Raw genomic sequence first — 12583 nt, 5'->3', positions numbered from 1 at the left:
CCACAGTCCCCCGGAGCATGTCGACAAGGAGAGATCTCGTGGACGACGTTCTGCGGCGCGCACCGCTCTTTGCGGCGCTCGATGACGAGCAGGCGGCCGAGCTGCGCGCCTCGATGGGAGAGGTCACGCTCGCCCGCGGCGACGCCCTGTTCCACGAAGGGGACCCCGGCGACCGCCTGTACGTGGTCACCGAGGGCAAGGTGAAGCTGCACCGCACATCCCCGGACGGCCGCGAGAACATGCTCGCCGTCCTGGGCCCCGGCGAGCTCATCGGCGAGCTCTCGCTCTTCGACCCGGGCCCGCGCACGGCCACCGCCTCTGCGCTCACCGAGGTCAAGCTGCTCGGCCTGGGCCACGGCGACCTTCAGCCCTGGCTGAACGCCCGCCCCGAGGTCGCCACGGCCTTGCTGCGCGCCGTCGCCCGCCGCCTGCGCAAGACCAACGACCAGATGTCCGACCTGGTCTTTTCCGACGTGCCGGGCCGTGTGGCGCGCGCCCTCCTGGACCTGTCGCGCCGCTTCGGCGTGCAGTCCGAAGAGGGCATCCACGTCGTGCACGACCTCACCCAGGAGGAGCTCGCCCAGCTCGTCGGCGCCTCCCGTGAGACCGTCAACAAGGCCCTCGCCGACTTCGCCGGCCGTGGCTGGCTCCGCCTGGAGGCCCGCGCCGTGATCCTCCTGGACGTCGAGCGGCTGGCCAAGCGCTCGCGCTGACACCACACCGCGGCAAGCCTGGGAAGGGCCCCTCGGAATTCGAGGGGCCCTTCGCCATGCGGCCGCCGCTACCCCACCGGCTCCTGCTGCGTCGCACAGTGGATCCCGCCGCCCTCCGCGATCACGTCGATCGGGATCTGCCGGATCTCCCGCCCCGGATACAGCTCGCGCAGCGTCCCGGCGGCACGGTCGTCGGCCGTCCGGTCGCCGAAGCGCGGCAGGATCACCGCCCCGTTGGCGACGCAGTAGTTGACGTACGACCCCAGGAAGTCCGGTCCGCGTTCGCCGACTTCGGACGCCTCGGACAGGTCGACGATCCGCAGCCGCCGCCCGTCCGCGTCCGTGGCCCGCTCCAGGGCCGTGCGCGCCTGTTCGTACACCCGCTGCCATACGGGAGGCGCAGCGGGCTCCGGGCGGCTCAGGACGACCACGCCGGGCTCCGTGAAGCGGGCGAGGGCGTCGATGTGGCAGTCGGTGATGTCCTCGCCGCGTACGCCCTCGATCCAGATGACGGTGCGTACGCCGAGCGCCTGCCGCAGGGCGTTTTCGATGTCGGCGCGCGAACGGCCCGGATTGCGGTTGGGGTTGACCAGCGAGCTCTCGGTGGCCGGCAGGGTCCCCTCGCCGTCGGCCTCCAGGGCGCCGCCCTCGGCGGTGACCCCGGCGGCGACCCCGGCGGCGACCCCGGCGGCGATACGAGGCGCTCCGGCGCGCTTCAGGAGGCGGCGGGCGACATTCCCGTCCCGGGGACGGGCTGTTCGCCGCCCCACCCGTTGAAGCCGAGGTCGACGCCCGCCACGCCACCGGGGCCCGTCACAAAGACCGGCCCGCTGTCCCGTACCCACAGGTCATCCACCGGGACGGGCAGGATCTCCACCCCGGAGCGGTCCGAAGCGGACACCCCGCAGGCCTGACGGGCCCGCCGCTCCTCCTCCGGGGCGGCCGGCACCGTCACCGGTTCGTACGCGGCGATGGTCCGGGCCGGCCCGGCAATGTCCTGTTGGACGGCGGGGGTGTCCGCGCCCCACACGGACGCGGCGGGCGGCCAGGCCAGGTAGGTACGGGCGTGCGGCACGGTCTCCGCGGGCATCGCCCACACGTCCGCGGCCCCGGCCGCGCACGGGAGTTCGGTCACGGCAGGCTCCGGCTTCGTCCGCGGATCAGATCAGCCCATGCTCGCCCAGATAGTCCAGCTGCGCCCGCACCGACAGTTCCGCGGCCGGCCAGAGGGAGCGGTCGACGTCGGCGTAGACGCTGGCGACAACCTCGCCAGGGGTGCGACGGCCGGATTCGACCGCGGTCTCCACCTGGGCGAGACGGTGCGCGCGGTGCGCCAGATAGAACTCCACCGCCCCCTGAGCGTCGTTCAGGACCGGCCCGTGGCCGGGAAGGACCGTCGATACGCCGTCGTCGACGGTGAGGGAACGCAGCCGTCGCAGGGAGTCCAGGTAGTCGCCCAGGCGGCCGTCAGGGTGCGCGACCACAGTGGTGCCCCGCCCCAGGATCGTGTCGCCGGTGAGGACCGCGGCATCGGCCGGGAGGTGGAAGGAGAGCGAGTCCGCGGTATGGCCCGGTGTCGGCACCACGCGCAGCTCCAGGCCGCCGGTGGTGATGACCTCGCCCGCCGCCAGGCCCTCATCGCCGAGCCGCAGCGCCGGGTCCAGGGCTCGTACGGCCGAACGGGTCAGCTCGGCGAACCGGGCGGCGCCCTCGGAGTGGTCCGGATGACCGTGGGTCAGCAGGGTCAGCCCGATGCGCTTGCCGGCCCGCTCGGCGGTGTCGATGACCGTCTGGAGGTGGGTCTCGTCGAGCGGTCCGGGGTCGATGACGACGGCAAGATCGGAGTCCGGTTCGGCCACGATCCAGGTGTTGGTGCCGTCGAGGGTCATCGCCGACGGGTTGGGGGCCAGCACGCAGTGGGCGCGGGCGGTGGCCTGCCCGGAGATCACTCCGCCTCGGGGCTGGCCGGGGAGGGCGGCTGCTTCGGTCATGGGGTCCCTCCCGAGGGGCTCGTGGCGCCTGAGGAGCCATCGGCATCGCCGTCCCCAGGGCCGTCATCGGTCGCGATGTGCTTGGTGAACTCGTCGTGCCCCGGCCAGCTCAGCACGATCTCGCCGCCCACCAGACGCGCACGGGCCAGCACCGGCGTCAGGTCCTGGGCCGCCGCCGCGGCCAGCGCGTCCGCGGCGGTGCCGTACGGCTGGAGTCCACGCAGCGTCGCGATGGTCGGCGGCATCATCAGCAGCTCGCCCCGGTCGTAGCCGGCCGCGGCCTCCTCCGGGCGGATCCACAGCGCGAGGTCCGCCTCTGTGGAGGCGATGGGGGTCCCCCCTGGACCGGAGCTTGTCGAAGGTCCTTGGGGGAGGGTCCGCTGGCCCTCGGGGAGCGCGGCGACGAAGAACCAGGTGTCGTAGCGCCGCGGCTCGAATTCCGGGGTGATCCAGCGCGCCCAGGCGCCGAGCAGATCGGAGCGCAGGACCAGGCCACGGCGGCCCAGGAACTCGGCGAAGGACAGCTCGTGGGCCACCAGGGCGGCGCGGTCGGCCTCCCAGTCCTCACCGGTGGTGTCCGCGACGACCGTGCCGGCCGAGGCACCGGCGAGCAGCACGCCCGCTTCCTCGAACGTCTCCCGTACGGCCGCGCAGACGATGGCCTGCGCGGTGGCCGGGTCGACGCCCATCCGGACCGCCCACTGGGCGCGCGACGGCCCGGCCCAGGCCACCGGGCGCTCGTCACGCGGGTCGACGGAGCCGCCCGGATATGCGTACGCGCCTCCGGCGAAGGCCATGGAGGCGCGTCTGCGCAGCATATGGACGGCGGGGCCGCGCGAGGCGGAGCCAGGGGCGGCGTCCCGCAGCAGCAGGACGGTCGCGGCCCGCCGGGGTGTGGCGGGGGTCAGCTCGCCGCTCGCGAGCGCCCGGATCCGGTCCGGCCACTCCGGCGGGTACCACTGGCCATTGGTCGTGGACGACATGGCCGGATGCTATGCGCTCGCGCGCGGATGTTCGAGGGCCCCTTGGGCGCTATTCGGCGCCCCTGGCCACTCTTCGGCTCTTCGGCTCTTCGGCTATTCGGCGATCTCGACCTGGATCTCGACCTCGACCGGGGCATCGAGCGGCAGCACCGCCACGCCCACCGCGGACCGGGCGTGCACGCCCTTGTCGCCGAGGATCTCGCCCAGCAGCTCGCTGGCACCGTTGACGACGCCCGGCTGACCGGTGAAGTCCGGCGCGGAGGCCACGAACCCGACGACCTTCACAACCCGCTGGATCTTGTCCAGGTCGCCGACCACCGACTTCACGGCGGCCAGCGCGTTGAGCGCGCAGGTCGCGGCGAGTTCCTTGGCCTGCTCCGGGCTGATCTCGGCGCCCACCTTGCCGGTGGCCGGCAGCGCACCGTCCACCATCGGCAGCTGGCCGGAGGTGAAGACGTACGCACCGGAGCGCACCGCGGGCTGGTACGTGGCCAGCGGCGGCACGACCTGCGGCAGCTTCAGGCCGAGCGCCGCGATCTTGTCCTCCGCCGCGCTCATGCCTTCGCCCGCTTCAGGTAGGCCACCAACTGCTCGGGGTTGTTCGGGCCCGGCACGACCTGGACCAGCTCCCAGCCGTCCTCGCCCCAGGTGTCCAGAATCTGCTTCGTCGCGTGCACGAGCAGCGGCACGGTCGCGTATTCCCACTTGGTCATGGGGCGAGCGTAATACCTGCACGGGGCGGCGGCGGACGCCGTCCACGCCGGGCCCCTGAGGTGCGTTCCCGCCGCGCCCCTGACGTGTCCCGGAGATTTCCGCCACGGATCTGGGGGACATCCCAGGCGTATCCCGTGCGTAGCCGCGACGCGGACTGGTTAGGCTCCTTGGCGTGAGCAGGCTCCATGTCGTCAGCGGCAAGGGCGGCACCGGCAAGACCACGGTCGCCGCTGCCCTCGCCCTCGCCCTCGCCACCGAAGGGCGCCGTACCCTCCTGGTCGAGGTCGAGGGCCGGCAGGGCATTGCCCAGGTATTCGAGACCGAGGCGCTTCCGTACGAGGAGCGCAAAATCGCGGTGGGACCAGGCGGTGGGGAGGTCTTCGCCCTCGCCATCGACGCCGAGCGCGCCCTCCTGGACTACCTCCAGATGTTCTACAAACTGGGCGGCGCGGGCCGGGCGCTGAAGAAGCTCGGCGCCATCGACTTCGCCACGACCATCGCGCCGGGCCTGCGGGACGTCCTGCTGACCGGCAAGGCGTGCGAGGCGGTCCGCCGTAAGGACAAGAGCGGCCGCTTCGTCTATGACGCGGTCGTGATGGACGCCCCGCCGACCGGCCGCATCACCCGCTTCCTGAACGTCAATGACGAGGTGGCGGGGCTGGCGAAGATAGGCCCCATCCACAATCAGGCGCAGGCCGTGATGCGGGTCCTCAAATCGCCCGAGACCGCGGTCCACATGGTGACGCTCCTGGAGGAGATGCCGGTCCAGGAGACCGCGGACGGCATCGCTGAGCTGCGCGGCGCCGGCATCCCGGTGGGCGGCATCGTCATCAACATGACCCGCCCCGCCCTGCTGGACAACGGTGACCTCGACATCGCCGCCCGCGGAGCCCGTACGGGCATCGCCAAGGCGCTCTCCCAGGCCGGCCTGGGCGGCGCACGGCGCGGCGGACTGGCCGACCGGCTGATCGACCCACTGCTGGAGCAGGCCCGCGAGCACGCCGAGCGGGTCGAGCTGGAGCGCGCCGAGCATGCCGAGCTGACGGCAATCGGCCTGCCCACCTACGAGTTGGAGCTGCTCCCCGAGGGAGTGGACCTCGCCGGGCTCTACCGCCTGGCGAGAGACCTGCGGAAACAGGGGCCCATATGACCTCGGACGACACGACGCTGGACGCCTCGGCCCCGTGGCTCGAGATCGATGCGCTGCTCGACGACCCGCGCACCCGCATCGTGGTGTGCTGCGGCTCGGGCGGCGTCGGCAAGACGACCACCGCCGCGGCGCTGGGGGTACGGGCTGCCGAGCGCGGCCGCAAGGCCGTCGTGCTGACCATCGACCCGGCCAAGCGGCTGGCGCAGTCGATGGGCATCTCGGAGCTCGACAACATCCCTCGGCAGGTCAAGGGCGTCGACGAGGCGGCAGGCGGCGAACTGCACGCGATGATGCTGGACATGAAGCGCACCTTCGACGAGATCGTCGAAGGGCATGCGGACGCCGACCGGGCGCGCGCGATCCTGGAGAACCCCTTCTACCAGTCCCTGTCGGCCGGTTTTGCGGGCACGCAGGAGTACATGGCCATGGAGAAGCTCGGCCAGCTCCGCGCCGGCGACGACTGGGACCTGATCATCGTCGACACCCCGCCGAGCCGCTCCGCGCTGGACTTCCTGGACGCCCCCAAGCGCCTCGGTTCTTTCCTGGACGGCAAGTTCATCCGGGTGCTGATGGCACCGGCGAAGGTCGGCGGCCGGGCCGGGATGAAGTTCCTGAACGTCGGCATGTCCATGATGACGGGCACCCTCAGCAAGCTGATGGGCGGTCAACTCCTGCGCGATGTGCAGACCTTCGTGGCCGCGATGGACACCATGTTCGGCGGCTTCCGCACCCGCGCGGACGCCACGTACCGGCTGCTGCAGGCGCCCGGCACGGCGTTCCTCGTGGTGGCCGCGCCGGAGCGGGACGCGCTGCGCGAGGCGGCGTACTTCGTCGAACGGCTGGCCGCCGAGCAGATGCCGCTGGCCGGACTCGTACTGAACCGTGTGCACGGCAGCGGCGCCGCCCAACTGAGCGCGGAGCGCGCGCTGGCCGCCGCGGAGACCCTCACGGACCATGCCGAAAATCTTGAACCGGCCGGCATTGTCGATCATCACAACGGGAAGGCTGCTTCAGGAACCGCCGGCGGCCTCTCCCCCGCTGCCGCGGCGGAGCAGGTGCCACCCACATCGGCCTCAGCGGCGCAGCTTGCCGCCGGGCTGCTACGACTGCACGCGGAGCGCATGCAGGTCCTTGCGCGCGAACGGCGCACACGGGACCGCTTCACCGCGCTGCATCCCGAGGTCCCGGTGACCGAGGTCGCCGCGCTGCCCGGTGACGTCCATGACCTCGCCGGCCTGCGCGCGATCGGCGATCGCCTCGCACTGGGCCCGGCCGATGCCGAAGGCTGACCAAGCCGACGGCTGACCACCCAAGACGACTGACCAGCCAAGACGATTGACCAGCCACGACGATTGAGCAAGCCAGCGACTAAGCAGGCCGACGACTGACCGCTGACTGACGGCCGACCACCAGCGTCCGGACCACGCCCACTTGGGCAGATCCGCCGATCCAGTGGTTTGCTGACGCAGCAGACCACTGCCTGGTGGCGTGCCGACCCAATGGCCCGCCCGCTCGCTCGCTATCGGCCCGCTTCCGGCCCGCCGCTTTCGGCTAGCCGACCGCGGCGTACTCGTCGAAGGCCTCGTCCTCGCAGTCCACCGGCAGGATGCCCGTGCTGCGCTCGTATTCCGTACGCGCTGTCTCCAGCAGCCGGCGCCACGACGTCACGGTCGGGCGGCGGCGCAGCAGCGCCCTCCGCTCCCGCTCGGTCATGCCGCCCCACACACCGAATTCCACCCGGTTGTCCAGGGCATCGGCCAGGCACTCCGTACGCACCGGACATCCGGTGCACACCGCCTTGGCGCGGTTCTGCGCCGCCCCTTGCACGAACAATTCATCCGGATCGGTAGTGCGGCAGGCTGCCTGTGCACTCCAGTCGGTTACCCAGCTCATGCTGGCGCCGTCCTCTCCCGAATCGAGGCTCCCCCACGGCGGCAAGCGGCATATTCACCGTTGCCAGTTGAGGACGTTACGGAAGGCAGGCAGGGCGCAACACCCCCTTCGGGCCCAATCTTGAATGGCCCGAACGGACTATGCGTACGCGGCAGATCACCCAACGGAGTGACCGGACGGCATATGTCGCTTTCCATCCAAGTCCGGACACTTCACCGTGGACACAAGGGACTTGCGGCGACACAAGGGGTCAAGAGGGGTGCGGTCTGCACAGAGAGAGGGGGTTGACGAACCGAGGCGTAACCATCCCGCTGTGACAGGTGAGAACAGGCTAAGCGAACAGGTGCACCCCTGTCCGGCGATTCAGAACGTAGGGTTGTCCGCATGGCTAAGAAGCGCGATGGCGGAGGTCTGTCCAAGACCCAGATGGCCGCCAAGTTCCTCGGTGTCAGCGTCCTCGCCGGAGCCGTACTCGCCGGCATCGCGCTGCCCGCAGCCGGGGCGCTGGGCCTGGCCGCCAAGGGCTCGGTCGAGGGTTTCGACGACATACCGGCCAACCTGAAGACGCCACCGCTCAGCCAGCGGACCACCATCCTGGACGCCAAGGGCGGCGAGATCGCGAAGGTCTACTCCCGCGACCGCACCGTGGTGGGCCTCAAGGACATCTCGCCGTACATGCAGCAGGCGATCGTCGCGATCGAGGACGCCCGCTTCTACCAGCACGGCGCCGTCGACCTGAAGGGCATCCTGCGCGCGGTCAACAAGAACGCCCAGTCCGGCGGCGTCTCCGAGGGCGCCTCGACGCTGACCCAGCAGTATGTGAAGAACGTCTTCATCGAGGAGGCGGGCGACAACCCCGACAAGGTCGCGCAGGCCACCCAGCAGACGCTCGGCCGCAAGGTCAAGGAGCTCAAGTACGCGATCCAGCTGGAGAAGGAGCTCGGCAAGCGCAAGATCTTGCAGAACTACCTCAACATCACCTTCTTCGGGCAGCAGGCGTACGGCATCGAGGCCGCCTCGCAGCGCTATTTCAGCAAGCCCGCCAAGGACCTGAAGCTGGAGGAGGCGGCCCTGCTGGCCGGCATCGTCCAGTCGCCGAGCCGCTACGACCCGGTCAACGACCCGCAGGAGGCGGCCCGGCGGCGCAACACCGTCCTGCAGCGGATGGCCGACGTGAAGGACATCACCCAGGCGCAGGCCCACGCGGCCGCCCAGAAGCCGATCCGCCTGTCGGTCAGCCGCCCCAAGAACGGCTGCATCACCGCCGTGGACGGCGCGGGCTTTTTCTGTGACTACATCCGCAAGGTCTTTCTCAGCGACAAGGCTTTCGGAAAGAACCGGACAGCCCGTTCCAAGCGCTGGAACCAGGGCGGTATGACGATTCACACCACCCTCGATCCGCAGACCCAGAAGGCGATTCAGAAGTCGGTCAGCGATCACGTCTACGAGGACGACCCGGTCGCCAGCGCCGCGACGATCGTCGAGCCGGGCACCGGCAAGATCCTCGGCATGGGCCAGTCCCGGCCGTACGGTCTGGGCGCGCACGAGACCCAGATCAATCTCTCGGTGGACCACGACATGGGCGGCGGCGCCGGCTACCAGCCCGGTTCGACCTTCAAGCCGGTGGTCGCGGCGGCCGCGCTGGAGCAGGGCACCAGCCCGTACCAGAAGTACTCCTCGCCGTTCCGGATGCAGTATCCGAGCCCGGTGCAGACCTGCAACGGCGAATGGCAGGGCACGGATGCCACCCAGAACGAGAACAAGTCGGAGGTCGGCCCGTACGGCATGAAGGAGGCGACCGCGAAGTCGGTCAACACCTACTTCGTCCAGCTGATCAGCGACATGGGCATCTGCCCGGCGGTCAAGATGGCCCAGAAGATGGGTATCGAGCGGGCGGACGGCAAGCCGTTGCAGCAAGTTCCGTCGATGACGCTCGGCGTGCAGGAAATGTCGCCGCTGACCATGGCCTCCGGTTACGCCGCCTTCGCCAACGGGGGCGAGTACTGCTCCCCCATCGCCATCGAGTCGATCACCGACGCGCGCGGCAAGGCGATGACCGTCCCGCAGAGCAGCTGCCGCAGCGCGATGTCCAAGAAGACCGCGGACACGATCAACACCCTCCTCAAGGGCGTCGTGCAGGACGGCACCGGCCAGAAGGCGGGCCTCAAGGGCCGCGACAGCGCAGGAAAGACAGGCACCAGCGACAGCCGTTACGCCGCCTGGTTCGTGGGCTACACCCCGAACGCGGCCGGCGCGGTCTGGGTCGGCGACCCGCAGCACCAGCGCAAGATGTACGGCATCACCATCGGTGGCGTCCCCCACGACAAGGTCTACGGCGCCGACACCCCCGGCCCCATCTGGCGCGACGCCATGACCGGCGCCCTGGCCGGCCGCCCCGCGCCGGCCCTGTCCACCGTCCCGATCAACGACCCGGGCAAGGGCAAGGGCGACAGCGGCAAGGGGAAGGGCAAGCCCCGGCCCGGCCGGGGCCACGGCGGCGACAACAAGCCCGGCGGTGGATGGCACATCCCGGGCTTCCCGGACATTCTGGGCGGCAATAACGGAGGCTGGTAACCGGCCCGTTGGACGGCCGGCGCCGGCCGACGGGACGAACGGCCGCCACGCCGACGCAAGGAAGAAGGGGCGCCCTCCATGAGGAGAGCGCCCCTTCTTCTGCCGTCCGGCGGCAATGCCGGGCGAGGCGGCGTGGGCTCAGCCCGCCAGCAGCTTCTTCACCACCACGGCGACCCGGCCGCCCTCGGCGCGGCCCGCCACCTGCGGGTTGACGATCTTCATGACGGCGCCCATCGCACGCGGCCCCTCGGCGCCGGCGCCCTTGGCCTCCGCCACGGCCGCCGCGACCAGCTGCTCCAGCTCGTCGTCGGTCAGCTGCTTGGGGAGGTAGTCCGCGAGCACCTCGCGCTCGGCGCGCTCCCGCTCGGCCGACTCGCTCCGGCCGCCCTTCTCGAAGGCGTCCGCGGCCTCACGGCGCTTCTTCGCCTCCTGCGCGATGATCTTCTCGACCTCGCCGTCGGACAGCACGCGCGCCTCGGTGCCCGCGACCTCCTCCTTCTGGATCGCGGTCAGCGTGAGACGGAGGGTGGAGGAACGCAGCTCGTCGCGCGCCTTGATCGCGGTGGTGAGGTCGTCATGCAGCTTGGACTTGAGCGTGGTCATGCCGTCGAGTATGCCCCTACCCACCGACAACCGCCGCGCCTTTTCCCGCCGCCCGGCCCTGCCGCCCCTCCCCTTGCCCACTCCACTCCCCTCCCCCTCCCATTCCCCCCTCCCCCCTCTCCTCTGCAACGATGGGGACATGCGCGCGCGATACGGAGTACCCCTGACCCTGACCGCAGTCGGCGCGGCCGGCCTGGCCTACGCCGCCGGCTTCGAAGTCCGCTCCTTCCGCCTCCGGCGCGTCACCGTGCCCGTACTGCCCCGCGGCATGCGACCGTTGCGCGTCCTGCAGGTCTCCGACATCCACATGGTCGGCGGGCAGCGCAAGAAGCAGCGCTGGCTGCGGTCGCTGGCCGGGCTGCGCCCCGACTTCGTGATCAACACGGGCGACAACCTCTCCGACCCCGACGGCGTCCCCGAGACGCTGGACGCGCTCGGCCCCCTGATGGAGTTCCCCGGCGCCTATGTCTTCGGCTCCAACGACTACTACGGCCCCAAGCTGCGCAACCCCGCCCGCTATCTGATCGAGAAGGCCCAGGGCCGGCACGGCCTCAACGGCAATGCGCCCGCCGTCGGAGTCGTCCACAACCCGTGGGAAGACCTCCGCGACGCGTTCGACGCGGCGGGCTGGGTCGGCCTGTCCAACTCCCGCGGCCGCCTGAAGCTGGAGGGCGTCGAGATCGCCCTGACCGGCCTGGACGACCCGCACATCAAGCGCGACCGCTACGCCGAGGTGGCCGGTGGCCCGGAATCCGGCGCCGACCTCTCCCTGGCCGTCGTCCACGCCCCCTACCTGCGCTCCCTGGACGCCTTCGCCGCCGACGGCTACCCGCTGATCCTGGCCGGCCACACCCACGGCGGCCAGCTGTGCATCCCCTTCTACGGCGCCCTGGTCACCAACTGCGACATCGACACCGACCGCGTCAAGGGCCTCTCCACCCACACCGCCGCCGGCCGCACCTCCTACCTCCACGTCTCCGCCGGCTGCGGCACCAACCGCTACACCCCGGTCCGCTTCGCCTGCCCCCCGGAGGCGACGCTGCTGACCCTGGTGGCGCGGGACTGACGCCACCGGTGCCGCGGGACCGATGACACCGACGTCACGGGCCGAGGCCACCGATGGCAACGGGGCCGATGACGCCGAAGGCGGGCCTTTGACGGCACGGGCGCGATGACGCCGAGCCGCACCGCCCCTGCGAGGCCCACGGCCGGACCGAGCGGCCCGGCCGATCGGGGAGGGACGCTACGGGCCCCGGCCCGGCCCCGTCCCTCCCCCCATCCGGGGCCCGCCCCCTAACGTGGAGGAATGTCCGACCCCACCCGGACCTCGCAGTCCACGCGCCACGCGACCGGCCCGGCCGGCGCCGCCGCCCGGACCCCGGCAGCGGCCGTCGCCCCCACCGTCCGCCGCCCCTTCGCGGCCACCGTGCGCGCCCTGATCGTCGCGACCGCCCTCACCGGCCTCGCCCTGGCGGCCACGCACTCCCCCGACCCGCCGCGTCTCCTCGCCGACTTCGCCTTCCAGGCCAACCTCGCGGCGGCCCTCGGCTTCACCGTCTCCGCCCACCGCGCCTGGACGGGCCGCCGCCCCGTATCCCCCCGTATCACCGGCGCGCTCCTCTGCTTCCTCGCCCTCACCGTCCTCGTCCCACCCACCGGCACCACCAACCACCTCCTCACCACGGCCACCCCCCTCTGCGCCCTGGCCGACTGGCTCCTCCTGACGGCGCCCCGCGGCTTCCGCCGGCCCTACGCCTGGCAGTGGCCGGCCTACCCCCTCCTCTACCTAGCCCTCACCACCGTCCCCACCTTCCCCAGCGCCCCCTCCCACCCCCTCACCCTCGCCGCGGCCGCCTGCCTCCTGCCCTTGATCACCATCGCGATCGACCAGGTCAGGCCCGCTCCCCGCCGCCACAAGAACCGGATTTCACCTATGGGGATCGGTCCGCTAAAGTAGAGCTC

Annotated in this window: 14 protein-coding genes; 6 read left to right on the top strand and 8 right to left on the bottom strand. The window is 71.3% G+C overall.

The annotated features are described in order from the left end of the window. Window positions 1-38: 38 nt before the first annotated feature. The gene (locus ACZ4S3_RS23505) at window positions 39-713 is read left to right on the top strand and encodes a Crp/Fnr family transcriptional regulator (RefSeq protein ID WP_006604164.1); all 675 of its coding nucleotides are present in this window, start codon (window positions 39-41) and stop codon (window positions 711-713) included. A gap of 68 nt (window positions 714-781) precedes the next feature. Here the strand turns inward: ACZ4S3_RS23505 and ACZ4S3_RS23500 are convergent, their stop codons facing one another. From ACZ4S3_RS23500 to ACZ4S3_RS23475, 6 genes are all read right to left on the bottom strand, one after another. Continuing rightward, window positions 782-1483, bottom strand: coding sequence for an agmatine deiminase family protein (locus ACZ4S3_RS23500; protein WP_467937238.1), 702 nt, complete (start codon window positions 1481-1483; stop codon window positions 782-784). Beyond that, window positions 1429-1848: an agmatine deiminase family protein gene (locus ACZ4S3_RS23495; RefSeq protein WP_467937236.1), complete on the bottom strand. Its 420-nt coding sequence runs from the start codon at window positions 1846-1848 to the stop codon at window positions 1429-1431. The genes ACZ4S3_RS23500 and ACZ4S3_RS23495 overlap by 55 nt, the downstream gene beginning before the upstream one ends. 25 nt (window positions 1849-1873) lie before the next feature. Beyond that, window positions 1874-2704: an MBL fold metallo-hydrolase gene (locus ACZ4S3_RS23490; protein ID WP_467937235.1), complete on the bottom strand. Its 831-nt coding sequence runs from the start codon at window positions 2702-2704 to the stop codon at window positions 1874-1876. After that, on the bottom strand, window positions 2701-3687 hold the full coding sequence (locus ACZ4S3_RS23485; protein ID WP_467937233.1) for an NUDIX hydrolase: 987 nt from the start codon (window positions 3685-3687) through the stop codon (window positions 2701-2703). Before ACZ4S3_RS23485 ends, ACZ4S3_RS23490 begins: the two co-directional genes overlap by 4 nt. 93 nt (window positions 3688-3780) lie before the next feature. Continuing rightward, window positions 3781-4245, bottom strand: coding sequence for a RidA family protein (locus ACZ4S3_RS23480; RefSeq protein ID WP_467937232.1), 465 nt, complete (start codon window positions 4243-4245; stop codon window positions 3781-3783). Next, window positions 4242-4400, bottom strand: a complete 159-nt coding sequence (locus ACZ4S3_RS23475; protein WP_020129281.1) for a DUF4177 domain-containing protein — start codon at window positions 4398-4400, stop codon at window positions 4242-4244. Before ACZ4S3_RS23475 ends, ACZ4S3_RS23480 begins: the two co-directional genes overlap by 4 nt. 173 nt (window positions 4401-4573) lie before the next feature. On the opposite strand from ACZ4S3_RS23475, the gene bagA reads away from it, so the two are divergent. Then, complete coding sequence (bagA, locus tag ACZ4S3_RS23470) at window positions 4574-5551, top strand: ATPase BagA (protein ID WP_467937230.1); 978 nt, start codon at window positions 4574-4576, stop codon at window positions 5549-5551. Continuing rightward, window positions 5548-6840: an ATPase BagB gene (gene bagB / locus ACZ4S3_RS23465; RefSeq protein WP_467937228.1), complete on the top strand. Its 1293-nt coding sequence runs from the start codon at window positions 5548-5550 to the stop codon at window positions 6838-6840. The genes bagA and bagB overlap by 4 nt, the downstream gene beginning before the upstream one ends. Window positions 6841-7102: 262 nt before the next feature. On the opposite strand, the gene ACZ4S3_RS23460 is transcribed toward bagB, so the two are convergent. After that, window positions 7103-7444: a WhiB family transcriptional regulator gene (locus ACZ4S3_RS23460; RefSeq protein ID WP_238574326.1), complete on the bottom strand. Its 342-nt coding sequence runs from the start codon at window positions 7442-7444 to the stop codon at window positions 7103-7105. Window positions 7445-7828: 384 nt separating this feature from the next. Here ACZ4S3_RS23460 and ACZ4S3_RS23455 point away from each other — a divergent pair, with 384 nt between their 5' ends. Beyond that, the gene (locus ACZ4S3_RS23455; protein ID WP_467937225.1) at window positions 7829-10018 is read left to right on the top strand and encodes a transglycosylase domain-containing protein; all 2190 of its coding nucleotides are present in this window, start codon (window positions 7829-7831) and stop codon (window positions 10016-10018) included. A 138-nt stretch (window positions 10019-10156) separates the two neighbouring features. On the opposite strand, the gene ACZ4S3_RS23450 is transcribed toward ACZ4S3_RS23455, so the two are convergent. Beyond that, a complete protein-coding gene (locus ACZ4S3_RS23450; RefSeq protein WP_467937223.1) occupies window positions 10157-10621 on the bottom strand; it encodes a GatB/YqeY domain-containing protein in 465 nt (154 codons plus the stop codon). Between the two features lie 139 nt (window positions 10622-10760). Between ACZ4S3_RS23450 and ACZ4S3_RS23445 the strand changes: the two genes are divergently transcribed. Both ACZ4S3_RS23445 and ACZ4S3_RS23440 read left to right on the top strand, forming a co-directional pair. Next, window positions 10761-11687: a metallophosphoesterase gene (locus ACZ4S3_RS23445; protein ID WP_467937221.1), complete on the top strand. Its 927-nt coding sequence runs from the start codon at window positions 10761-10763 to the stop codon at window positions 11685-11687. A gap of 240 nt (window positions 11688-11927) precedes the next feature. Beyond that, window positions 11928-12578, top strand: coding sequence for a Pr6Pr family membrane protein (locus ACZ4S3_RS23440; protein WP_467937219.1), 651 nt, complete (start codon window positions 11928-11930; stop codon window positions 12576-12578). Window positions 12579-12583: the final 5 nt, after the last annotated feature.

The organism is Streptomyces sp. NPDC028368 (assembly GCF_055565615.1).
Note: the sequence above shows the minus strand (reverse complement) of the source record. Positions and strands in the feature narration are given on the sequence as shown.